The sequence below is a fragment of the Streptomyces sp. NPDC002088 genome (assembly GCF_040296605.1).
In the GTDB taxonomy this organism is placed as follows: domain Bacteria; phylum Actinomycetota; class Actinomycetes; order Streptomycetales; family Streptomycetaceae; genus Streptomyces.
Map to the genome: position 1 here is coordinate 13,220 of NZ_JBEOXO010000014.1, position 22,977 is coordinate 36,196.

The following is a 22,977-nucleotide window of genomic DNA, read 5'->3' on the forward strand; positions in this document are numbered from 1 at the left end:
CGGTGGGCGGCGGTGACATCGTGGTGCGGCCCGCTACCACGGCACACGCTTTGCGCTGTGTCGTGGAAGCCGCTGGGTGACGGCAGCACTCAGTCGAGATTGACGTTGTGCACCTCAATTGATCTCTGGTGTGTCGCCCGACGGCTGCGTCTGGTGAACACTCGGGCTCGAGGCCTCCTGGCGAGTGGCCGGGCGGTCGGTGGCCGTCGTGCGGAGCGCCAGCGCTCCGCCGCCGGCCGCCACCAGGCACGTGGCGGCAGCGAGGCCGAGTCCGGCACGGGGGCCGACGGCGCTCATCGCCGCGCCGACGAGCGGGCCGCCGATCGGGGTGGAGCCCTGGAAGCACACCGTCCACAGCGCCATGACCCGGCCGCGCATCTCCGGGCTGGCCGTCAATTGCAGCGTCGCGTTTCCGCCCGACATGAACATCACGTTGCCGGCTCCGACCAGGGGCAGCACGACCAGCTCGACCGCCAGGTTGGGGGCGAGCGCTGCGGGCACCAATGCGATCCCCATACCGGCCGCCGACAGGACCAGATACCAGGGCCCGGTCCACCCCCGGCCGGCCGCCACCAGGCCCCCGATCACCGAGCCGAGCGACATCGCCGCGGTCATGAACCCGTACCCTGCCGACCCGGCGTGCAGGCCGCCGTCGGCCATGTACGGCAGTGACACCGGCCATTCGAACGCCAGGCAGCCGACCAGGCCCATCATCGCCAGCGGCACCGCCAGCCCAGGTGTCCGGGCCACGTAGCCCAGACCCTCGCGCAGACCGCCACTTCGTGCCCGATTGTGCGACGGCTCGCCCCTCAGGTCGTTCTCGTCCATCCGGGCCAGCGAGACGATGACCGGCACGAAGCTGACGGCGTTGATCAGGAAGCAGCCGCTGACGCCGAACGCCGCGATCAGCACGCCGGCGATCGCCGGTCCGATCACCCGCGCCAGGTTGATCGAGGTCGCGTAGAGGGAGACGGCGTTGCCCACGTGCTTGGCCCCGACCAACTCCAGCAGCATCGACTGACGAGCCGGGTTCTCGAAAGCGCTGCTCACGCCGAGCACCAGACCGGTGAGCAGAAGCGACCAGAACCGGATCGCGCCCAGCGCGGCCATCAGCCCCAGGATCACGGACTGAGACGCCAGCAGATACTGCAGCCGCAGGATCATCCGGCGCTTGTTGACCCGGTCTGCCACCACCCCGCCGTACGGCGCGAGCACCAGCACCGGCAACGTCTGGACAGCGACCGTGACGCCGACCAGCGTTGCCGAATGCGTCAGCGTCAGTACGAGCCATGACTGTGCGGTCCCCTGCATCCAGCCGCCGGTCAGCGACACCGCCTGACCGCTGAGATAGCGTCGGAAGTTCGGCACCGTCAACGCGGCGAACGTGTGGCCGAACGCGGCACTATTCGGCATTTCCACCTCCCATCAGTGCGTGCAGTTCGTCCACGACGACGGGCCGGGCGGCCGCCGGCCGGTCTCATCCCTGGGGCGGGTAGACGCGGTCCAGGATGGTGTCGACGACGGAGTTGAACCGTTCGGGGTTTTCCCAGTAGTCGGAGTGCGGTGCGCCTTCGACCATGTGGACGTTGGCTTCGGGGAGGAGTTCCCTGAGGCGGTCGTAGGCGGGGGGATGCATCATGACGTCGGCGGTGCCCTGGAGGAAGGTGATGTGGACGCCGGCGTTGATGGCGTCGCGGATCTGCTGTACCGGGATGGAGTTCTTGACGGAGTTGCGGCTGGGTGTGGGCCGGCCGGGGCCGGTCGTGTTGATGCTTCCTATCTGGAAGAACAGGAAGACCTTCTCGGGTTCCTTCTGCTGGAATTCCTTCAGCAGCAGGAAGTCCTTGACCGGCAGTTTGCGGGCGGCGGCGCGGCCGATGTCGTCCAGTTCGGAGATCTCGTCGCCGACGGGGCTGAGGTTGCTGGCCATGATGGCGCCGGTGACTCGTTCGGGGTGGGTGACGGCCAGTCTCAGCGAGCCGTAGCTGCCGGCCGACTGGCTGAGTGTCATCGCGCGGTCGATGCCGGCGTGGTCGAGGACGGCGAGGATGGCGTCGGCGTACTGGGCGTTGTCGTACTCGCCGTTCTTGGAGCGGGACAGTCCGTAGCCGGGGAAGTCGATGGTGATGACCTGGTAGCGGTCCTGGAAGTGGGGGACCTGCTGCCACCAGGCCAGGTGGTTGCCGCCGCCGCCGTGCAGGAGGACGAGCGGGCGGCCCTCACCGTGGGTCTCGTAGTAGACCTCGAGTTCGTCGGTCGTCGCGTAGGGCATGGCCGCTCACCAGTCCCGGTTTCCGTGCCAGGCGATCTCGATGAGGTGTCCGTCGGGGTCGGTGAGCGTCGCTGACCGGGACTGGTCCTGTGGGCGCTCCTTGTAGTCCTCGAAACGGACGCCGTGCTTGTCGAGGTTGGCGGCGAAGGTGTCCCAGTCCTCGACCTCGATGCAGGTGTGGAAGAGGTGCTCGCCGCGCCGGTGGTCCACCGTGGAGAGGGGGATCTCGACGGTGGGGTAAAGCTCGAAGTGCAGGTGGAAGTTGCCGTTGCTCATCAGCAGCGTGGTGGCGTCGGGAACGTACTTGCTGATGTTGATCGGGGTCAGTCCGAAGACCTTTCCGTACCATTCCGCGGTGCGCTGCATATCGGTGACCGGGACATTGGTGTGGTGAATGCTGTGCGCGAGCACGACCTTCTTCACGTCCGACTCTTCGCTCATTGCCGTCCCTTGTATTTCGCTGTGATGGAGGCGCACTGGTCTCTTCTCGATGAATGCGGAAGAATTGTTCGCGCAAGGAAGAGATCAACAATGCTGCTCGTCTGCGTAGAAGGTAACAGCCGCTATACGGGCTGAGTACCCCTCGTTATCCGAATCCGAGTGATGTGCGTTCTGCATCAGACTCCGGCCATCTGGTGCTGCGGGTGGGTGGCCACCGACGGCTCGGCGCCGTGGAGACTGGGAACCGGTCGGGCTGGTGACCACTCGGCGCCGCACGAGCAGCGGCCATGCCGGGGTCTGAAGCGTGAGGGCGCGACGCGCTGCCTTCGACACGCTGCTCGTCGAACAGCTGACGAGCAATAGTCAAGAGTGGTGGATGAGTTCTTTGTTCACGATCGCTGACCACACCTGCGTGGCTCCGTAGGGCGACGTCGAGCGGGAAGCCGTCCCGCCGGCAGTAGTAGTCGTCGCCGCGGAGCACCTGTGCAGGCGTCTTGGCCGGGCTGCTCGTCGCGTGCCCCCGGGCCGGGTGATGCAGGTCGGGAATCACTCGGTTTCGAATTTCGGGGCTACTCATCGTGATTTCCGACTGTTACCTTCGACGGGGCGGACGGCAATGGAAGGTCTCCGCTCGACGGGAAGTCAAAACATCGCCGGCCGAATAAACGAGTTCGGTTTCCCGAAGACGGAGGCGGCTTTGAGCGCACCGTTTGATTCGGGCGTTCAAAACGTCGTCTATGCGCTGCGGAAGGGTTTAGATGTCCACCACTGAGAATCCGTCTCGGATCTCCGCCGCAATCGGTCCTCATGAGCACACCAAGCGACTGACCACGGGCGAGGTCGGCGTACCGGGGTACTCGCTCGACTTCGTCGACGTGTCGCCGATCATCGCCGCGTTCCGCCGGATGGTGCGGCGGCTGGAGTTCGACGTGTGCGAGCTGGCGCCGACGACGTACGTGGTGGCCAGGGAAGCGGGGGCGGAGATCACCGCGCTACCGGTGTTCCTGGGGCGGGAGTTCCACTTCACGAACATCGTGTGCGGTGCGGGCAGCGGGATCGACAAGGCGTCGGACCTACAGGGCCGAAGGGTCGGGGTGCGGGCGTACACGGTCTCCACGGGGGTGTGGGCGCGGTCGCTGCTGCGGACCGAGTACGGGGTGGACCCCAACTCGATCACCTGGATCGTGGACGACGAGGAACATGTGGAGTCGTTCCGGCTGCCGGGCAACGTGCGTCAGGCCCCGGCGGGCACATCGCTCGCCGACCTGTTCGAAGCCGGCGAGATCGACGCGGCGTTCACGGGCCCGGCGGGGATCGGCCGGTCGGGTCCGCCGCGGGAGGGCTGGGACGAGAGCACCGACGGCCCGGCGGGGCGGGCGTCGTACCCGCTGTTCGAGAACACCGACGAGCTGGCGCGCGCCTACTACCGCTCCACCGGGGTGTACCCCATGCACGGACTCGTCGCGGTGAAGAACTCGGTGGTGCGTCAGCACCCTGGTTTCTGCGGGGCGTTGCGGGAGGCGCTGGAGGCTGCGAAGCAGCCGTTCCTGGCGAGCCTGCGCGAGGGCGAGGGCGCGGGCAAGGAGTTCGAGCACTTCCAGCGGATGCGTTCGATCGTGGGCGACGATCCGCTGCCGTACGGGATCGAGGCCAACCTGCCCAGCATCGACGCCCTGCTCGACGCCGCGGTCGACCAGAACATCCTCCGTTCCCGTCCCGCCGTCGAGGACCTCTTCGTCGAGTAGGCCCGTTCGGTCCCGGCTCCGTGCCGACGGCCGGCCAGCACAGGAAGTGACACGACAGACCTATGGCCCGTTCGATATCCATCGTGCTGGGAAACCACCCGCACACCGAACTCATCAGGTCCAGGACCGAACTGGCGTCGGTGGGGGTGTCGTTACCGTCGATCTCCCCGGTCCACTCGGCGTTCCACGACATGGTGCGTGAGCGGCGGTACGACGTGTGCGAGATGGCGCTGGCGACGTACCTGCAGGCGCGGGAGGCGGGCAAGCCGTTGCTGCTGCTGCCCGTGGTGATGGTGGGCGGTTTCCACCACGGCAACATCCGGCGGTCGCCGGGAGGCCGGGCCTGGGAGCCGCCGGACCTGGTGGGCAAGTGCGTCGGCGTACGGGCGTACAGCACGACGATGGGGATGTGGGCCCGGTCGGTGCTGGACGAGGAGTTCGGCGTCGACGCGGGCGACGTCACGTGGGTGACGACTGAGGACCCGCACGTGGCGGAGTACGCCGAGCCGGGCAACGTGGTGCGCACCGCGGGGGACCTGAAGCAGGAGCTGCTCGACGGTGACCTGGCGGCGGCGGTCCTGAACGGTCAGGAGAACCCGGACCTGGAGCCGGTGGTTCCCGACCCGGTCGGGGCGGCGCTGCGCTGGTACGCGCGCCACGAGACGGTTCCGGTCAACCACATGGTCGTCGTGACCCGGTCGCTGATGGAGCAGGCGCCGGAGGTGGTGGCCGCCGTCTACGAGGACCTGACCGCGGGGATCGACAAGGCCGAGCTGCCGCCGGCCGACGGGTCGGGGGGACAGGTGCCCTCGCCGGTCCGGTACGGCCGGGACGCGGTCCGCACCGCCGTGGAGCTGGCCGGCCGGGCCGCGCTGCGGCAACGGCTGATCAGCCGTCCCGTCGGAGACGTCGACGACCTGTTCGCGCTCTGAGTTCCGCACTCGAGAAGCACTGAGAAGTACTTGAGAAGGATGAAGTGACATGCCCTTGCGGCCACAGATCATCACCAACATCGACCGTGCCGACGGCGCGGTCACCAAGGCCCTCGGCGAGTACGGGGTGGCCACCGTCCACGAGGCCAACGCACGGACCGGGGCGATGCACGGCATCCACCCGGTCACCCCCGGCCTGACCGCGTCCGGAACGGCGGTGACCTGCCTGAACTTCGCCGGCGACAACACGATGGTCCACGCCGCTTTGGAACAGTGCAGACCGGGTGACGTGCTGGTGGTCGGTGTGACCGCGCCATCGGAACACGGGATGTTCGGAGACATGCTGGCGACGTCCGCCAAGGCGTTGGGTCTGGCAGGCGTGGTCCTGGCCGCTGCAGTGCGGGATGTGCGGGATCTCCGCGAGATGGACTTCCCGGTGTGGGCGCGGGCGGTCGCCGCGAGCGGGACGATCAAGGCGTCGCCGGGCTGGGTGAACATCCCGATCAGCTGCGGCGGGGTCGTGGTGAACCCCGGGGACGTGGTGGTCGCCGACGACGACGGGGTCGTCGTGGTGGAACGGGCCGACGCGGCCGAGGTCCTGGAGCGGGCGAAGGCACGGGCGGAGAGCGAGGAGGCCGTCCGGCCGCGGTTCGCCGCGGGCGAGCTGAGCGTCGAGCTGGGCGGGCTGCGGCCGATGCTGGCGGGACTGGAGAGGGACGCGCGGTGATCATCGACTGTCACGGGCACTTCACGACGGCTCCTGCGGAGCTGGAGGAGTTCCACGAGGCACTGCTGGAGCCGGGTGCCGACGTCGCGGCCCTGTCGGCGGCGGGCCCGCGGGGACTGTCGGACGACCAGGTACGGGAGGCGATCGAGCCCGAGCAGCTGCGGCTGCAGCGCGAGCGCGGCATCGACATGACGTTGTTCTCCCCGCAGGCCTCGGCGATGGCACACCACCGCGGTGACCCGCAAGTCAGCGCGGCGTGGACGCGAGCGTGCAACGACTTGATTCACCAGGTGTCCCGGCTGTACCCGGACCGGTTCGTGCCGGTGTGTCAGCTGCCCCAGTCGCCGCAGGCGGCACCGGCTGACTGCGTGGCCGAACTGCGGCGCTGCGTCGAGGAACTGGGGTTCGTCGGGTGCAACCTCAACCCCGACCCGTCGGGCGGGTACTGGACGGGGGCACCGATCACGGACCGGTCGTGGTACCCGCTGTACGAGGCCATGGTCGAGCTGGACGTGCCGGCGATGGTCCACGTCAGCGGCTCGTGCAACCCCAACTTCCACACCACCGGCGGCTATTACCTGGCCGCCGACACGACGGTGTTCATGACCCTGCTGTCCTCACGGCTGTTCCGGGACTTCCCGGCCCTGCGGCTGATCCTTCCCCACGGAGGCGGGGCGGTGCCCTATCACTGGGGCCGCTACCGGGGCCTGGCGCAGGACCTGGGCTACTCGCGGCTGGAGGAAAGCGTCCTGAACAACCTGTGGTTCGACACGTGCCTGTACGGCTATCAGGGCGTACGGCTGCTGACCGAGGTCATTCCGACCAGGAACATCCTGTTCGGGTCGGAGATGATCGGCGCCGTCCGCGGGATCGACCCCGTCAGCGGACACGCCTACGAGGACACCAAGCGGTACATCGAGGCCGCCCCGGGACTGGGCGAGGACAGCCGGGCCGCGATCTATGCGGGGAACGCGTTGCGGGTCTACCCCCGGCTGCTGGGCCGGGTGGCCGAAGAGGCGGCAGGGAAGGGACGTTGATGACGTACGAGGACTGGCCTTCGGGCCTGCGGAAGCGGAACGGGCTGAGTAGCCGGGTCCGGACGGTGACCCAGCCGGGCGTCGTGCAGGACCGGGAGCAGCTCGAGGCTGCGAGCCTGGAGCCGTTCCGGGGGGTCACGACGTCGGCGGGACGGGTCGCCGGCCTTTTCGACCAGCCGCGTCGGGTGGATCTGTCGGCGGTGGACAACGCGGCGCGGGCATACCTGTCCTCGCTCACGAGTGAGCAGCAGCAGGTGACGCGGTTCCCGCTGGACGATCCGTCGCGGCGGCAGTGGGCGAACCCGGCGGTCAACCTGCTGCGGCACGGTCTGCTGTTGGAGGAACTGGACGCGACGGTCCGGGACCGCGCGCTGGACGTGGTGCGGGAGAGCCTGAGCGAGAGCGGGTTCCAGGCGGTGCTGAACTGCATGCGCCTGAACCGCACGATCGGGGAGATCCGCAACGAGGTCGACGAGCTGAACGAACTGCTGTACTGGTTCAGCCTGTACGGCGAACCGGCGCCGGAAAGCCCCTGGGGCTGGCAGCTGGACGGGCATCACGTCAACGTGAACTGCACGGTCGTCGACGGCCGGCTGGTGACCACCCCGACGTTCCTGGGCGCCGAGCCCGTCGCGGCCTTCGACGGGAAGTTCGCCGGCACCTGGGCGTTGCAGGCGGAGCAGGACACCGGCAGCGCGTTGTACGCGTCGCTGACACAGGCGCAGCGGGCGGCGGCCACGCTGCACACCGAGATGCCGCACGACCTGTTCACCGGCGCGGGCCGCGACAACTACGAGCTCAACTACGAGGGTGCCGCGTTCTCGACCTTCACTGCGCAGCAGCTGGCGCTGGCCACGGACCTGATCGGGGTGTACGTGGGGCGGGAACGGAAGGACAGCGCCGAGGTGAGGATGGCCGAGGTCGTCGACCGCTTCGACGAGACCTGGTTCGCGTGGGTGGGGAAGCCGAACCCTGACGGCGTCTTCTACTACCGCGTGCACAGCCCGGTGATCCTCATCGAGTTCGAGCACTCGCACGGCATCATGTTCGACAACGACTATCACGCGCGGAATCACATCCACACCATCGTGCGGACGCCGAACGGCAACGACTACGGCCAGGACTACCTGCGCCGGCACCACGAACGATTCCACGCCGGGAAGTGACTTCCCCGATGTCCGGCCGTCGCCGGACGTGAAGAACGTAAAAGCCCTGAGGAACTCACGGCAGGGCCCCCGTGACCGGTCCGCGGTGAAGAGCCCGGAACAGACCCGTGCGCGCAACAGATCGTCTGGTCACGGGCGATATTTCTGGACCGAGGAGCAAAGGTGTCGTATCGGATTGCAGTTGATATCGGCGGGACGTTCACGGACTGTGTCGTGGTCGACGACCAGGACCGCCGGTACGTCTCGAAGGCCCTGACGCGGTACGGCGCTCTGGAGGACGGCGTTCTGGAGGCGGTGGAGGTCATCGCCTCCGAGCTGGGAATGCCGTTGCAGGACCTGCTGGCCCGGACCGAGACGTTCGTGCACGGCACGACGCAGGCGACCAACGCGCTGGTGATGCACTCGGGTGTGCGGGTGGGTCTGCTGGCGACGCGCGGCCATGAGGACGTGTTGCGGATCGGGCGGGTGTACTCCAAGATCGCGGGTCTGGCCGAGCGTGAGCTGGTGCACTCGACACGGCTTCAGAAGCCGGCGGCGCTGGTTCCCCAGGAGCTGGTCATCGGGCTGAACGAGCGGGTGGACTGCGACGGTGACGTGGTGGTCCCGCTCAACGAGGACGAGGTCGCGGCGGCGGTCGACAAGCTCGTCGAGGGCGGTGCGGAGGCCATCGCGATCTCGCTGCTGTGGTCGTTCGCCAACGACGCCCACGAGCGGCGGGTGGCCGAGATCGTCGCGGAACGCGCGCCGCACGTCTTCGTGTCGGTCAGCTGCGAGGTCGCACCCGTGCTCGGCGAGTACGAGCGGACGGCGACGACGGCGGTGAACGCGTACGTCGGGCCGCGGGTGACGGTCTATCTGGAGGCGCTGGACGCCAAGCTGCGGGCGGGCGGGTTCCGGTCGCCGCTGCTGGTCATGCAGGCCAGCGGCGGGCTGACGTCGGTGCAGGACGCGGCGGCGCGCCCGGTGGTGACGCTGGATTCGGGCCCGACCGGCGGCATCATAGGCAGCCAGGCGATGGGCGAGCTGTACGGCGAGTCCAACGTCATCTGCACCGATGTCGGAGGCACCTCCTTCGACGTGGGGCTGGTGCTCGGCGGCGAGGTGCCGCTGGCGACGGACCCGATCGTGGCGCGCTACAGCCTGCGGCTGCCGAAGGTGCTGGTGGAGTCGATCGGCTCCGGCGGCGGGTCCATCGCGTGGATCGACGAGGGCGGTCTGCTACGGGTCGGCCCGCAGAGCGCCGGTTCCCGTCCGGGCCCGGCCTGCTACGGGCTGGGCGGCACCGAGGCCACGGTGACCGACGCCGACCTGGTGCTGGGCTATCTGGACCCGGACGCGTTCCTCGGCGGCCGGATGAAGCTGGACCGGGACCTGGCGCTGAAGGCGCTGAGCCGGCTCGGCGACCGGCTCGGCATGGAGCCGGAGGAGGTGGCGATCGGGATCTTCCGCATCATCAACTCCCAGATGGCCGACCTGATCCTGAAGCTGACGATCGAGCAGGGCAACGACCCGCGTGACTGCGTCCTGGCCGCATACGGCGGTGCGGGCCCGACCCACGCGGCGTTCTACGGCGGCGACATCGGCTCCAAGGAGCTGATCATCCCGGCGCGTTCCACGGCTTTCTCCGCCGAGGGCATGCTGGCGTGCGACATCACGCACACCGCGGACGCCAGCCACACGTTGCGTTCTCCGTTGGCCGACAAGGAGATCCAGGCCATGGAGACCACCTTCCAGGCGCTGGAGCGGCGGGTGCGGGCGCAGTTCGTGGAGGAGTCGGGCACCGACGACGACGTGGAGATCTCCCGGTACGCGGGGGTCCGGTTCCGGATGCAGCCGCAGACGCTGGTCGTCCCGATCGACGACGGCATGCTGCAGACGTCCGGCGGCCAGGGGCTGACCGACCGGTTCTCCGAGCGGTACGGCCGGCTGTACGGCGGCGGGGCGCTGCTCGACGGCGGCGGGATCGAGATCGACCTGCACCGGGTCGTGGGCCGGCGCCGCGTTCCGCGCCCGACCGCGACGCCGCAGGCGGAGCAGTCGTCGCTCGCCGCGGACGCGGCCGGCGGAGTGCGGCAGATCTACTTCGAGGACAGCGGCTATGTGGACACCACGGTGTACCGCGGCGGCGCCCTGCGGCCGGGCAACGTGATGGAGGGACCCGCGGTGATCCAGCGCATGGGCGACAGCGTCGTCGTGCCGCCCGGGTTCACCGCGCGGGTCGACGACCAGCTGAGCCTTCGACTGACCCCGCAGGCCCTGGCCGGCGCCGCGGCGGACAAGTGAGAGTGGGAAAGAAGAGATGACGACTACGACACAGGTGCCCTCCGGTTCGCCGGTGGAGGCGGACGAGGCGCTGGACCCGGTGACGTTCGAGGTCATCCGGCACCGGCTGTGGGCCATCAACGACGACCAGGCGCGGATGGCGGCCCGGCTGTCGGCCTCGCCGGTGGTGTACGACGGGTTCGACTTCAACGCGGCGCTGGTGACCGCGGACGGCCGTGGCCTGGTCACCGGGGTGTACATCATGCATCACGGTGCTGCGCTGGACGACTTCGTGCGCAAGCTGCTGGCGGACTGGCCGGCGGACGACCTCCACGAAGGCGACATGTTCTACACCAACGACCCGTGGTGGGGCGCGCTGCACGCCAACGACGGGATCATGGCCTCCCCGTTGTTCTACGACGGGCAACTGGTGGCCTGGACCGGGATCGTCATGCACGACGACGACGTCGGCGGTCCGGTGCCCTCCAGCTTCGTGCTGGGCGCGACCGACCGGTTCGGTGAAGCGCCGCTGTTCCCGGCGATGCGGATCGTGGAGAACTGGGAGCTCAAGCGGGACATCGAGCGGGCACGGCTGCGCAACAGCCGCACCCCGGAGGTCAACGCGCTCAACATGCGTGCCCGGATCGCCGCGCTCCGCGCGACGCAGGAGCGGATGAAGGAGCTCATCGACCGCTACGGTCTGCCGGCGTTCCTGGCCAGCCAGGACGGCATCATCGACTACGTCGAGCGGGTCGTGCGCGGCAGGCTCCGGGAGATCCCGGACGGCACCTGGTACGCCCAGGGCTACGTGGACCACGACGGCACCAACGACGAGGTCTACAAGATCTGCTGCCGGGTCACCAAGCGCGAGGACAACCTGGTCATCGACTTCGAGGGCACCTCTCCCGAGGCCCAGGGCCCGGTCAACTGCGCCCGCCCGGCCATGGAGGGCGCGGTGGTCGGCTGCCTGCTGCTGGCCCTGTGCTACGACCTGCCCTGGTCGGTCGGGGCGCTGCGGCGGATCGTGGAGATCCGCGCCGAGGAGGGCAGCATCAACAACGCCGCGGGCACGGCCGCGGTGAGCCTGGCCTCCATCCAGGGCACCCTGTGCACCCAGGACGTCACCGCCAGCGCGATCGCCAAGATGCTGCTGTCCTCCGAGCGGTTCCGCTCCGAGGCTCAGGCCACCTGGGCGGCGGGCCACCCGGGCGCGGCGATGGCCGCGACCGGCCGCGACGGGGAGTACGCGGTGGGCTCCATCACCGACCCCTTCGCCGGTGGCGGCGGGGCCCGTACCTTCGCCGACGGTGTCGACAGCGGCGGGATCTACCACTCGATGGGCTCCCGGCTGGCCAACGCCGAGACATGTGAGGACCGGCGTCCGTTCCTGCAGTTGTACCGCACCGAGATGTGCGACTCCGGCGGCGCGGGCCGCTACCGCGGTGGAGTGTGCGTCGCCTTCGGCAGCGTGCCCCACAAGGAACGCAGCGACGTCACGGTCCTGACCCTGTCCTCCGGGGTGGAGATGCCCGGCGGGATGGGCCTGGCCGGCGGCGCACCCGGCGCGGCCGTGTCGAACATCGTCGTCCGCGACAGCGACATCTGGTCCCGACTCGGCGACGGACAGGTGCCCCGCGCCGAGGAGGAGGTCGCAGGCGGCACCGTCGAGGCCCTCGCGGCCAAGGACCTCATCACGATCAAGCACGACGATGTCGTCGCCAGCGTCACCAACGCAGGCTCCGGGTACGGCGACCCGCTGCACCGCGACCCCGCAGCGGTGGCCCGCGACGTCATCGAGGGCCACGTGTCGACGTGGTCGGCCCACGAGAACTACGGAGTCGTCCTGACCGACGGAGCCGTCGACGAGGCGGCCACCGAGCAGCGGCGCGCCGACATCCGCAAGGAGCGGCTGGCCGAGGCCCGCCCGGTCCACGGCACGACCGGCACTGATCCGGCCGTGGTGGAGGACGCCGAGGTGCTGCACCCCGTGGCCGACGCCGTCGAGGCCGTCCGCGCCGGGACCGGACTGCGGATCCGCTGCACGACCTGCCACAGCGACCTCGGCGGCTACGAGGAGGACTACAAGCAGAGCCTGGTCTTCCGGGAGAGGCCGCTGACCGACCTGACCGAGCTGAACAAGCGCTGCCGCACCGACGCGTTCGTCGCCCGGGAGTTCTACTGCCCCGGCTGCGGCGTCCTGCTGGTCACCGACGTCACCCACCGCGACGAGCCCGTCCGTGAGGAGTGCCGCTTCTTTCCCGGCCAGGCCCAGCAGGACTCCGACCTGCTGGACGCCACCGCCTGACGACACATCACACCCCGGCCCGGGCCGCCCGCACGGCGGCATGGGCCGGACAGCCGGAGGAGACAGCATGACCACGGCGGTCGACCTCGCCGAACGGATCCGTACCCAGACCGGCCTGGTCGGCTTCTGGGTCGGGACCGACAACCCCCCGATGACCGAGCGCCTGGCCCGCCTCGGCTACGACTACCTGTGCCTGGACGCCCAGCACGGACTCCTGGACGACACCGGCTGCCTGCGCAACCTGACCGCGATCGACGCCGGCACCAGCGGCACCACCGTCGGGATCGTCCGCGTCGCCGCCAACACACCCCAGCACATCGGCCGCGCCCTGGACCTGGGAGCCGCCGGCGTCATCGTCCCCCTGGTCAACACTCCCGAGGAGGCCGCCGCCGCCGTCCGGGCCTGCCGCTACCCGCCCGCCGGGATCCGCAGCTACGGACCCGTCCGCTCCGCCCTGCGCATCGGACCCGACCCGCGGGAAACCGACCGGGCCGTCGCCTGCATCGTCATGATCGAGACCCGTGAGGGCCTCGACAATGTCGAGAAGATCGCCCAGGTCCCCGGCGTCGACGCCCTCTACGTCGGACCCTCCGACCTGTCCCTGGCACTGGGCAACACCCCGCCCGCCGCCGGCTGGTCCACCCCTCGGTTCGTCGACGCCCTGGTCCGTGTCCGAACCGCCGCCCGAACCGCCGGACGAGGATGCGGACTGCACACCAATACCGGGGCCGCCGCGGCCCGGGCCCTCGCCGACGGCTTCACCTTCGCCTCCGTCTCCGACGACATCGACCACCTGCAGAACGCCGCCCGGCACGCACTGGACACCGCACGAAGCGCTGTCCTCGTCGGGTAGCCGGCAAGGAACCGCCCCCATCCGCCCGGTCTGCGGCGGTCGTCGCAGGCCGTGGAGCCAGTCGCACCAAGGCGCCGTCACTTGGCGCCCGAGAATCGGAGTGAGCATGCGTATCGCGGGTGAAGAACTGCCAGTTCCGCAACTGGTCGCACCGCCGCCGGACACGCCCCTGACGTTGTCCCCGCCGGTCGACCGTGAAGGCGGGACACGTGTGTATCGCGATGTCGTCTACGCCAACGAGATCGGCTACCGGCCGCTGCGGATGGACCTCATGGTGCCGGCCGGGGCCGAGCCGGCCCCGGTCGTGGTGTGGATGCACGGCGGCGGGTTCCTCTTGGGTTCACGCCGGCGCAGTGCCTTCTCGGGCCCTCCATGGGACGCGCTGCTGGCTCGGGGGTTCGCCGTGGCGGTCGTCGAGTACCGCTTCGCCTTCGAGGAACGGTTCCCGGCGTGTGTGCACGACGTCAAGGCCGCCGTGCGCTGGCTGCGCCGGTACGGTGCCGACCTCGGCCTGCTGCCCCACGCGATCGGTGCGTGGGGCGAGTCCGCAGGCGGCTACCTGTCGGCCTTCCTCGCGCTCGACGGGCGCCAGCAGGCGCTGGACGGCGAGGTGGGTGTGACCGGCCCGTCGTCCGAGGTCGCCGCGGCCGTCGACTGGTACGGCCCGACGGACTTCCTGGACATGGATGCACAGGCCGAGGGCGCCAGGTCGATGCATCCCCACGATGCCCCCGGATCGCCCGAGTCGCTCCTCATCGGCGGCCCGCTGCAGCAGAACCCGGACGCGGCGAGGGCGGCCAGCCCGCTCAGTTACGCGGCGTCGTCCGACCCCGCCCCTCTCCTCCTGATGCACGGCACAAAGGACCCGTATGTGCCCTACCAGCAGAGTGTCGTACTCGCCGAGGCCATGGCGGCACAGGGAGCGCCGGTGACCCTTCACCTGGTCGACGGGGCGGGTCACATGTTCGAGGGGGTGGATCACGGCCCGCTGATCCAGCAGGCGGTGGACTTCCTGGCGGACCACCTCATGTGACCCCGCACCCGAGTGTTCCTGCGCCGATCAAAGTGTCAATCAAGGGAGCAAGTTGATGGAACGTCGAGATTCTCTGGGCGGGACGATTCCGGACACCGACGATGAGCGGATCGCCGAGCTCGTCGTCTCCAACCACATCCTCTACGACCACAACATCTTCGACGGCTTCGGGCACCTGAGCGTCCGGTCGGCTGCCGATCCCGCGCACTTCTTCATGCAGCGGAGCGGCCTGGTTCCCGACAGCGTCACCAGCGACGACGTCATCGAGTACGACGAGGACGGGGAGCCGTACAAGGCGCATGGCCGAACGGGCCCGAGCGAGCGGTACATTCACAGTGAGATCTACCGGGCGCGTCCCGATGTGATGTCGGTGGTCCACAGCCACACCGACGCCGTGCTGCCGTTCGGGCTCACCAAGGCGCCGCTCAAGGCCGTGCTCCACACGGCCTACTTCCTCGGGAGCGAGCCGGCTCCGGTGTTCGACACCCGTGAGCCGATGGGCCAGGACAACAACATGCTGGTCGACAACGCCCCCGCGGGTGCGGCGCTGGCACGCACGCTGTCAGCCCGGTCCGTGGTGCTCATGCGCGGCCACGGCATGACCGTCGTCGGACCGACCGTCCACGACACCGTGTTCCGGGCCGTCTACACCCGCGTCAACGCGCAGGCGGAGGCCGAGGCGCTCAAGCTCGGGGACCCCGTGTTCCTCAACCGCTTCGAGGTCGACCGAGGCGATCCGGTGTCCGTCCACTGGGCGTGGTGGGCCGCACAGGCCGAGCCCCGCCGCGTTCGCTGATCTGACGAGCTGTCAGAAGTGAGGGTGGCGCAGCCGGCCACTCCAGCTTGTCGATCGATACTTTCCGATTGGTCGGGACAGGGAGGTCTCGTGCAGAAGCTTCTGAATGATCCGCGCACCTTTGCCGCGGAGGTGGTCGACGCGGTGGCGTTGGCCTATCCGGACCGTTTGCGCCGCCTGCCTGATGGCCTGGGTCTGGTGGCCGCCGGAGCGCGGGAGGGCAAGGTGGCGATCGTGACCGGCGGGGGATCGGGACACCTGCCGCTGTTCCTCGGCTACGTCGGGGAAGGCCTGCTGGACGGTGTGGCGGTCGGCGACGTGTTCGCCTCCCCGTCGGCAGCCCTGATCGCGGACGTGGCGCGGGAGGTGGACGCCGGTGCGGGAGTGCTGTTCCTGTACGGCAACTACGGCGGTGACGTGATGAACTTCGACCTGGCCGGTGAGCTGCTGGCCGCCGAGGGGATCAAGACGGCGACCGTGCGGGGGACCGATGACGTCGCCTCCGCGGCGGCCGAGCGGAAGTCGGCACGGCGCGGTATAGCCGGACTCAGTCTGCTGTTCAAGGTCGCGGGGGCGTGCGCGGCGGGCGGCGCGGATCTCGATCAGGTCGTGGCCGTGACCAGGGCGGCATCGTCGAGGCTGGCCAGCATGGGGGTCGCGCTGTCTCCGACGATCCTGCCCCTGCGGGGGGAGCCGACGTTCCAGCTCCCTGCGGGGCAGATGGAGATCGGCATGGGCATCCACGGTGAGCCGGGCGTCGCGCGGGAGCCGTTGCAGCGGGCGGAGGAGGTGGGAGCCCGTCTCGCGCGTGAGATCCTCGACGACCTTCGCCCACCTGCGGGGGCGGAGTTCGCAGTACTGGTCAACGGCCTGGGGGCGACGCCGCGGGAAGAGCTGTTCCTGCTGTACGCGAGCGTCCATCGCACTCTTGCCGAGCGTGGTCACCGCGTGTGGCGGGCGTATGTGGGCGAGTACGCCACCTCGCTGGACATGGGGGGCGCCTCGGTCAGTCTCCTGCAGGTCGACGGCGAGCTGAAGGACCTGCTGCTCGCGCCGTCAGCGGCACCGGTGCTCCAGCCGTGGTAGCCGGACCGGAGGCCCTGACGCGCGCGCTGACCGGTGCGGCGGACGGCATCCGCGGCGCGGCGGCGGAGCTTGCCGCCCTCGATGCCGTGGCGGGGGACGGTGACCTCGGGATCACCGCGGCGAAGATCGCCGACGCTCTGGAGGAGACGGTCAAGAGCGGGACGCAGGTGCCGGCCGACGAGCTGCTGCGCCGGTGCGGCCTCGCTGTGGCGGCAGCGGCGCCGTCGAGCTGCGGCACCCTGATCGCCTCCGGTTTCCTGCGGGCCGCGCAGCATCTTGCCTCCCCACCCGGCCCGGCCGGGAACGGTTCGGCCGCGTCGCCTCAGGCACGTGTCGCGGGAGCCCTGCGGACCGCGCTGGCCGCCATGGCGGAACGGGGTGGGACGGCGGTGGGCGACAAGAGCATCCTCGACGCCATTGCGCCGGCCGTGAACAGCCTCGAAGAAGCTGACGGAGCAGACCTTCGGGCGGCCCTGGCCGCGTCGGCGCAGGCCGCCCGTGAGGGTGCCGCGGCGACGGCGCGGCTCGTACCGCGGGCCGGCAGGGCAGCGTGGCTGGCCGACCGCTCCAGCGGCCACGTCGACGCGGGAGCGCAGCTCTTCGCCTGCGGCTGGAGCGGTGCCGTCGACGCGCTTTCGGCGCGCGGCCGGACTGGCAGCACCGGCTGGCGAGCGCCGAACGCCTCCTGACGGGCAGCGCCTGTCCACGCCCCAGCGTGATCAGCCGCGCTGCGTGACCACGTACCGACGTCCCGGTGATGTCCGGGCTGCCTCGGCACCCGGCTGTCCCCGGGAAGACAACCACAACTCCATCCCTCTGAGGTGATTCTGTGTCACTCATTACCGCGGACGACGTCAAGGGAATCTTCCCGCCCCTCATCACACCCATGACGGTGGACGAGGAACTCAACATGGAGCAGTTCCGTGTGGAGCTGGCCATGATGCTCGACCTGCCCTTGACGGGTCTGGTCATCGGCGGAAGCACGGGAGAGGGCTACGCCCTGACGCCCGGTGAACTCGCCCACCTGACGGAGACCGCCGTCAAGCAGGCGAACGGCGCGCTTCCCGTGGTCACCGGCATCATCACGACGACCACGCGGGACGCGTCCGCACGAGCCGTGGCAGCGCGCGAGGCCGGGGCATCCGGGGTGATGGTGACCCCTCCGATCTACCAACGGCCCAGTATCGACAACCTGCTCGAGTACTACGGTGCCATCCACCGTGCGTCCGGGCTGCCGATCATCATCTACAACGTCCTCACCGGCATGCAGGTGCCCCCGGCGACGATCCGCCGGCTCGCCGACCTTCCTGGGGTGATCGGGACGAAGGAGAGCGCGGGGAGTACTCTCGCGTGGCTCTCTGAGCTCGTGGACACCGTCAGCGACCGGATCTCGGTGACATGGGCGACCGACGACCTGCTGTATCCGGGGCTCGCCCTGGGGGCCGTCGGCACCATTTCCGGAGCGACGTCGCTGTTCCCCCGCGAGTCGCTGGCCCTGTTCGACGCCATCCAGCGCAACGACTACGAGAGGGCGCGAGGCTTCCACTACGCCCTCGCCCCGGTCATGCGCGAGGTGATGTGCGGCGAGAACTGGCCCGGTCTCCTGAAGGCCACGTTCAACCTCCTCGGCCGCAATGTCGGCCCCGCGCGCTCACCTTTCACCGCACCCCCGGCGGATCAGCTCAAGCGCCTGGAGGAGTGCCTGGCGGTCACGTGCGGCAGGCTGGCGGAACTCATGGCCGCATCGTGACCACGGCACCGCGTGAAGGCACCCGCAACGACGCCGAGTTCGCCGCATCACGGCGTGGGCGAGCCGGCCGGCCCTGACCGGACCGAGCGAGTTCCCCTGGGAAACACCAGACAAGGAGTAGGGCCTTGGCCTACAGCATTGCAGTGGACATCGGCGGCACCTTCACGGACTGTGTCGTGGTGGACGGCGCCGGGCAACGGACGGTGGCGAAGGCGCTCACCCGTTACGGCGCCCTGGAGGAGGGCGTACTGGAGAGCCTGGACGTGATCGCGTCTCAACTGAACTGCTCTCGGCAGGAGTTGTTGAGCGAGACCACGACGTTCATCCACGGCACGACCCAGGCCACCAACGCGCTGGTCACGCACACCGGGGCGACCGTGGGACTGATCACCACCCACGGACACGAGGACGTCCTGCGGATCGGCCGGGTGTACTCGAAGATCGCGGGCCTGACCGAGCGCGACATCGTGCACTCCTCGCGCCTGGCCAAGCCGGCACCGCTGGTGCGGCAGGACCTGGTCATCGGCGTCAACGAGCGGGTGGACTGCGACGGCGACGTGATCTGCCCACTGTCCGCGGACGAGGTCATCGCCGCGATCGACACGCTGGTCGCGGCCGGTGCGGAGGCGATCGCGGTCTCGTTCCTGTGGTCGTTCGCCAACGACGCGCACGAGCGGACCGTGCAGCGCCTGCTGGCCGAACGGGCCCCGCATGTCTTCGCGGCGATCAGCTGTGACGTCGCGCCGGTCCTCGGCGAGTACGAGCGGACCGCCACGACCGTGGTCAACGCCTACGTCGGCCCCCGCGTGAACGTCTACCTCCGGACGCTGGAGGAGAAGCTGTGCGCGAACGCCCTTCAGGCACCGCTGCTCGTGATGCAGGCCAGCGGAGGCCTCACCTCGGTCGATGACGCGTCGAGCAGGCCGGTGGTGACACTGGACTCCGGGCCCACCGGCGGCATCCTCGGCAGCCAGGCCCTGGGCCGCCTCTATGGCGAGCCCAACGTCATCTGCACGGACGTGGGCGGCACCTCGTTCGACGTCGGCCTCGTCCTCGACGACGAACTGCCCATCGACAACGAGCCGGTGGTCGCACGCTACAGCCTGCGCCTGCCGAAGGTGCTCGTCGAGTCCATCGGATCCGGCGGCGGCTCGATCGCGTGGGTGGACCAGGGCGGCCTGCTGCGCGTCGGGCCGCAAAGCGCCCGCTCGAATCCCGGACCCGCGTGCTACGGCCTCGGAGGCGAGCAGCCCACGGTGACCGACGCGGACCTCGTCCTCGGCTACCTGGATCCCGACGCCTTCCTCGGCGGCCGTATGGCGCTCGATCGCGACCTGGCCCTCGAGGCCCTCGCACGGGTAGGGAAACGCCTCGGCCTGGAGCCCGAGGAAGTCGCCATCGGCGTCTTCCGGATCATCAACTCGCAGATGGCTGACCTGATCCGCAAGCTGACCATCGAGCAGGGCCACGACCCGCGGGACTGCGTCCTGGCCGCCTACGGCGGAGCGGGCCCCACCCACGCGGCGTTCTACGGCCACGACATAGGCGCGAAGGCCATCATCGTGCCGGCCCGCTCGACCGCCTTCTCCGCAGAGGGCATGCTCGCCTGCGACATCGCCCACACCGTCGACGCCAGCAAGTCGATGAGGTCGCCGCTGACGGCCGGGGACCTGGAGGCGATGCACTCGACGCTCACCCGGCTCGAGAACCGGATCCGCGAACAGTTCCGCGCCGAAGGGACGCCCGACGACGACGTCGACATCGCCCGCTCGGTCGGCGTCAGGTTCCGCCGCCAGGTGCAGACGCTCATGACCCCCGTGGACTCCGGCCCACTGGGCGCCGAGGCCGGAGACGTCATCGCCGCGCGTTTCTCCGAGCGCTACGGAAAGCTGTACGGGGGAGGCGCGCTCCTGTCCGGCGGCGGCATCGAGATCGATCTCCACCGCGTGGTGGGAACGCGACGTGTCGGGCGGCTGCCGGTGATCTCGGCGGAGCCGGAGGGCCCGGACGCCCGAGCCGCCCTCAAGCGGGAACGGCCGGTCTTCTTCGAACACGGTGGATACCGCACCACACCCGTCTACCGGGGCGAGCTGCTCCGCCCGGGCAACGAGATCAACGGCCCGGCCGTCATCGAACGCATGGGTGACAGCGTGGTCGTACCACCCGGGTACGTGGCCGTCGTCGACCACTATCTGAGTCTTCGTCTCCTGCGGACCGCTCCGGCAACGACCGCCGGGCCGTCCCTGACCAGCGCACAAGGAGAGCTTTCGTGACGAGTATCGTTCCCGCCTCCGACACCGGGCAGGAGCCCTCGACGCTCGGTGCAGACCTCGATCCGGTCACCTTCGAGGTGATCCGACACCGCCTCTGGGCGATCAACGACGACCAGGCACGCATGGCCGCCCGCCTGTCCGGCTCACCGGTCGTTTATGAAGGCTACGACTTCAACGCCGCCCTGGTCACCGCCGACGGCCGCGGTCTCTACACCGGGGTGTACATCATGCACCACGGGTCGGCGATGGACGATTTCATCCGCCGACTCCTCGCCGACTGGCCGGCGGACGACATACACGAAGGCGACATGTTCTTCACCAACGATCCCTGGTGGGGAGCACTGCACGCCAACGACGGCATCCTCGCCATGCCCCTGTTCCACAGCGGAACGCTGGTCGGCTGGTCCGGAGTCGTCATGCACGACGACGACGTCGGCGGCCCCGTCCCCTCCAGCCTGCACATGGGCGCCGTCGACCGCTTCCAGGAGGCGCCGCTGCTCCCACCGATCCGGATCGTCGAGAACTGGGAAGTCAAGCGTGACGTGGAGCGCGTCAAACTCCGCAACACGCGGCTGCCGGAGACCGTGGCGCTCAACATGCGCGCCCGCGTCGCCGCGCTCCGCACCACCCAGCAACGCATCACCGAAATCATCGACCAATACGGACTGGACGCGTTCCTCAAGGTGCAGGACGGTCTCATCGACTACGTCGAGCGGATCGTCCGAGAGCGGCTGCGCGGGATCCCGGACGGCAGCTGGTACGCCCAGGGCTACCTCGACGACGACGGCACCACCGGCACGGACTCCCTCATATGCTGCGAGGTCAGCAAGCGGGGCGACAGCCTGACCGTCGACTTCGCGGGAACGTCGCCGCAGGTCGCCGGTCCCGTCAACTGTGCCCGCCCGGCGATGGAGGGCGCCGTCGTGGGCGTGCTCATGCTCGCCCTGTGCTTCGATCTCCCATGGGCCACCGGGGCGATCCGGCGGATCGTCGACATCCGCTCACAGGAGGGCACCGTCAACAACGCGACCAGCCCGGCAGCGGTCAGCATGGCCTCCTTCCAGGCCACACTCCACACCCAGGACGTGATGGCCAGCGCGGTCTCCAAGATGCTGCTGACCTCCGTCGAGTTCGCCTCCGAGGCGCAGGCCACCTGGGCGCCCGGTCACCCTGGCGCCCAGATCGCGGCGCTGGGACGCCACGGCGAGTTCGCCGTCGGCACCATCACCGACACCTTCACCGGTGGCGGGGGCGCGCGCACGTTCGCGGACGGCATCGACACCGGAGGCATCTACCATTCGATGGGCTCGCGGCTGGCCAACGCCGAGACCGTGGAGAACCGGGCTCCGTTCCTGCAGCTCTACCGCAAGGAGATGTGCGACTCCGCAGGCGCCGGCCGCTACCGCGGAGGCGTGTGCGCGGCCTTCGGCAGCGTCCCCCACAAGGCGCAGGGTCCGGTGACCCTGCTGACCGTCTCCTCCGGCGTCCGCATGCCCGCAGGCCAGGGGCTCGCCGGCGGCGCCCCGAACGCGGCGGTCTCGACCACGATCGTCCGGGGCAGCGACATCTGGTCCGTACTGCGGTCCGGCCATGTCCCCACCGAGGGCGAGGAGGTCGACGGCGAGACCGTCGAGGGACTTCCCCCCAAGAAACTGACCACGCTCGCCGACGACGACGTCGTCAACAGCGTCACCAACGGCGGATCCGGATACGGCGACCCCCTGCGCCGTGAGCCCTCGGCCGTCGCCGACGACGTGCGGCTCGGCTATGTCTCGCCCGGCGCCGCCCACGACATCTACGGCGTCGTCCTGGACGACGGTCAGGTGGACACCGACGCCACCGCCGCCCGCAGGGCCGCTCTGCGGGCGGACCGGCTCGCCCACGCCCGACCGGTTCGGCCCGGACAGCAGACCCTGGGCCGCGTCGACACCGGCGACATCCTCCACCCGGTCGCGGACGCGGTCGAGGCCGTACAGACACACGACGGCCGCCGCATCCGCTGCAGCCAGTGCCATCAGGACCTCGGCGGTTACCACGAGGACTACAAATACCAACTCGTCTACCGAGAAATCCCGCTGACCGACCTGACGCAACTGAACCGACTCTGTCGGGGCGAGAAGTACGTCGTGCGGGAGTTCTTCTGCCCGGGCTGCGGGACACGCATGGTCACCGACGTTCAGCACCGCGACGAACTCGTCCACGCCGAGAGCCGGTTCTTCGCGACGGACACGGATGGGGAGGCGTAGCCGGCGGTGCACACCAACCCTTGGAACACTCCACGCACCGAGGTGAGTGACTG

Annotated in this window: 18 protein-coding genes; 15 read left to right on the plus strand and 3 right to left on the minus strand. The window is 69.5% G+C overall.

The annotated features are described in order from the left end of the window. Positions 1 to 114: 114 nt before the first annotated feature. From ABT114_RS27415 to ABT114_RS27425, 3 genes are all read right to left on the minus strand, one after another. Positions 115 to 1,413 carry an MFS transporter gene (locus tag ABT114_RS27415; RefSeq protein ID WP_351145545.1) on the minus strand — a complete coding sequence of 433 codons (1,299 nt, stop codon included), beginning with the start codon at positions 1,411 to 1,413 and terminating at the stop codon, positions 115 to 117. 64 nt (positions 1,414 to 1,477) lie between these two features. Then, on the minus strand, positions 1,478 to 2,272 hold the full coding sequence (locus tag ABT114_RS27420; RefSeq protein ID WP_351145546.1) for an alpha/beta fold hydrolase: 795 nt from the start codon (positions 2,270 to 2,272) through the stop codon (positions 1,478 to 1,480). Between the two features lie 6 nt (positions 2,273 to 2,278). Then, a complete protein-coding gene (locus tag ABT114_RS27425; protein ID WP_351145547.1) occupies positions 2,279 to 2,713 on the minus strand; it encodes a VOC family protein in 435 nt (144 codons plus the stop codon). 758 nt (positions 2,714 to 3,471) lie between these two features. Between ABT114_RS27425 and ABT114_RS27430 the strand changes: the two genes are divergently transcribed. The 15 genes from ABT114_RS27430 to ABT114_RS27500 all read left to right on the plus strand — a co-directional run bounded on the left by ABT114_RS27430 (position 3,472) and on the right by ABT114_RS27500 (position 22,924). Further along, a complete protein-coding gene (locus ABT114_RS27430) occupies positions 3,472 to 4,458 on the plus strand; it encodes a PhnD/SsuA/transferrin family substrate-binding protein (RefSeq protein WP_351145548.1) in 987 nt (328 codons plus the stop codon). Between the two features lie 62 nt (positions 4,459 to 4,520). Further along, complete coding sequence (locus tag ABT114_RS27435; protein ID WP_351145549.1) at positions 4,521 to 5,390, plus strand: substrate-binding domain-containing protein; 870 nt, start codon at positions 4,521 to 4,523, stop codon at positions 5,388 to 5,390. 49 nt (positions 5,391 to 5,439) lie between these two features. Beyond that, positions 5,440 to 6,117, plus strand: a complete 678-nt coding sequence (locus ABT114_RS27440; protein ID WP_351145550.1) for a 4-carboxy-4-hydroxy-2-oxoadipate aldolase/oxaloacetate decarboxylase — start codon at positions 5,440 to 5,442, stop codon at positions 6,115 to 6,117. Beyond that, complete coding sequence (locus ABT114_RS27445; RefSeq protein WP_351145551.1) at positions 6,114 to 7,154, plus strand: amidohydrolase family protein; 1,041 nt, start codon at positions 6,114 to 6,116, stop codon at positions 7,152 to 7,154. Before ABT114_RS27440 ends, ABT114_RS27445 begins: the two co-directional genes overlap by 4 nt. Continuing rightward, positions 7,154 to 8,320, plus strand: coding sequence for a DUF3500 domain-containing protein (locus ABT114_RS27450; protein ID WP_351145552.1), 1,167 nt, complete (start codon positions 7,154 to 7,156; stop codon positions 8,318 to 8,320). The genes ABT114_RS27445 and ABT114_RS27450 overlap by 1 nt, the downstream gene beginning before the upstream one ends. 162 nt (positions 8,321 to 8,482) lie before the next feature. After that, positions 8,483 to 10,603, plus strand: coding sequence for a hydantoinase/oxoprolinase family protein (locus tag ABT114_RS27455; protein WP_351145553.1), 2,121 nt, complete (start codon positions 8,483 to 8,485; stop codon positions 10,601 to 10,603). Between the two features lie 16 nt (positions 10,604 to 10,619). Then, entirely contained in the window at positions 10,620 to 12,887 is a 2,268-nt protein-coding gene (locus ABT114_RS27460; protein WP_351145554.1) for a hydantoinase B/oxoprolinase family protein, read from the plus strand. Between the two features lie 67 nt (positions 12,888 to 12,954). Further along, on the plus strand, positions 12,955 to 13,740 hold the full coding sequence (locus tag ABT114_RS27465) for an HpcH/HpaI aldolase family protein (RefSeq protein WP_351145555.1): 786 nt from the start codon (positions 12,955 to 12,957) through the stop codon (positions 13,738 to 13,740). Positions 13,741 to 13,951: 211 nt separating this feature from the next. Next, on the plus strand, positions 13,952 to 14,773 hold the full coding sequence (locus ABT114_RS27470) for an alpha/beta hydrolase fold domain-containing protein (protein WP_351145556.1): 822 nt from the start codon (positions 13,952 to 13,954) through the stop codon (positions 14,771 to 14,773). Between the two features lie 55 nt (positions 14,774 to 14,828). Then, the gene (locus tag ABT114_RS27475) at positions 14,829 to 15,569 is read left to right on the plus strand and encodes a class II aldolase/adducin family protein (protein WP_351145557.1); all 741 of its coding nucleotides are present in this window, start codon (positions 14,829 to 14,831) and stop codon (positions 15,567 to 15,569) included. Positions 15,570 to 15,659: 90 nt separating this feature from the next. Beyond that, positions 15,660 to 16,655 (plus strand): dihydroxyacetone kinase subunit DhaK, encoded by a 996-nt coding sequence (locus ABT114_RS27480; RefSeq protein WP_351145558.1) that lies wholly within the window; start codon positions 15,660 to 15,662, stop codon positions 16,653 to 16,655. Then, positions 16,649 to 17,344, plus strand: a complete 696-nt coding sequence (locus ABT114_RS27485) for a DAK2 domain-containing protein (protein WP_351145559.1) — start codon at positions 16,649 to 16,651, stop codon at positions 17,342 to 17,344. The genes ABT114_RS27480 and ABT114_RS27485 overlap by 7 nt, the downstream gene beginning before the upstream one ends. A gap of 140 nt (positions 17,345 to 17,484) precedes the next feature. After that, positions 17,485 to 18,405 carry a dihydrodipicolinate synthase family protein gene (locus ABT114_RS27490; protein WP_351145560.1) on the plus strand — a complete coding sequence of 307 codons (921 nt, stop codon included), beginning with the start codon at positions 17,485 to 17,487 and terminating at the stop codon, positions 18,403 to 18,405. 125 nt (positions 18,406 to 18,530) lie between these two features. Beyond that, positions 18,531 to 20,678, plus strand: a complete 2,148-nt coding sequence (locus tag ABT114_RS27495) for a hydantoinase/oxoprolinase family protein (protein WP_351145561.1) — start codon at positions 18,531 to 18,533, stop codon at positions 20,676 to 20,678. Continuing rightward, a complete protein-coding gene (locus tag ABT114_RS27500; protein ID WP_351145562.1) occupies positions 20,675 to 22,924 on the plus strand; it encodes a hydantoinase B/oxoprolinase family protein in 2,250 nt (749 codons plus the stop codon). The genes ABT114_RS27495 and ABT114_RS27500 overlap by 4 nt, the downstream gene beginning before the upstream one ends. The last annotated feature ends 53 nt before the right edge of the window (positions 22,925 to 22,977 follow it).

What these genes read in the sequence shown, in the direction of transcription:
- ABT114_RS27415 (WP_351145545.1), bottom strand. Translation starts at nt 1,413, where the DNA reads ATGCCGAATAGTGCCGCGTTCGGCCACACGTTCGCCGCGTTGACGGTG.
- ABT114_RS27420 (WP_351145546.1), bottom strand. Translation starts at nt 2,272, where the DNA reads ATGCCCTACGCGACGACCGACGAACTCGAGGTCTACTACGAGACCCAC.
- ABT114_RS27425 (WP_351145547.1), bottom strand. Translation starts at nt 2,713, where the DNA reads ATGAGCGAAGAGTCGGACGTGAAGAAGGTCGTGCTCGCGCACAGCATT.
- ABT114_RS27430 (WP_351145548.1), top strand. Translation starts at nt 3,472, where the DNA reads ATGTCCACCACTGAGAATCCGTCTCGGATCTCCGCCGCAATCGGTCCT.
- ABT114_RS27435 (WP_351145549.1), top strand. Translation starts at nt 4,521, where the DNA reads ATGGCCCGTTCGATATCCATCGTGCTGGGAAACCACCCGCACACCGAA.
- ABT114_RS27440 (WP_351145550.1), top strand. Translation starts at nt 5,440, where the DNA reads ATGCCCTTGCGGCCACAGATCATCACCAACATCGACCGTGCCGACGGC.
- ABT114_RS27450 (WP_351145552.1), top strand. Translation starts at nt 7,154, where the DNA reads ATGACGTACGAGGACTGGCCTTCGGGCCTGCGGAAGCGGAACGGGCTG.
- ABT114_RS27460 (WP_351145554.1), top strand. Translation starts at nt 10,620, where the DNA reads ATGACGACTACGACACAGGTGCCCTCCGGTTCGCCGGTGGAGGCGGAC.
- ABT114_RS27465 (WP_351145555.1), top strand. Translation starts at nt 12,955, where the DNA reads ATGACCACGGCGGTCGACCTCGCCGAACGGATCCGTACCCAGACCGGC.
- ABT114_RS27475 (WP_351145557.1), top strand. Translation starts at nt 14,829, where the DNA reads ATGGAACGTCGAGATTCTCTGGGCGGGACGATTCCGGACACCGACGAT.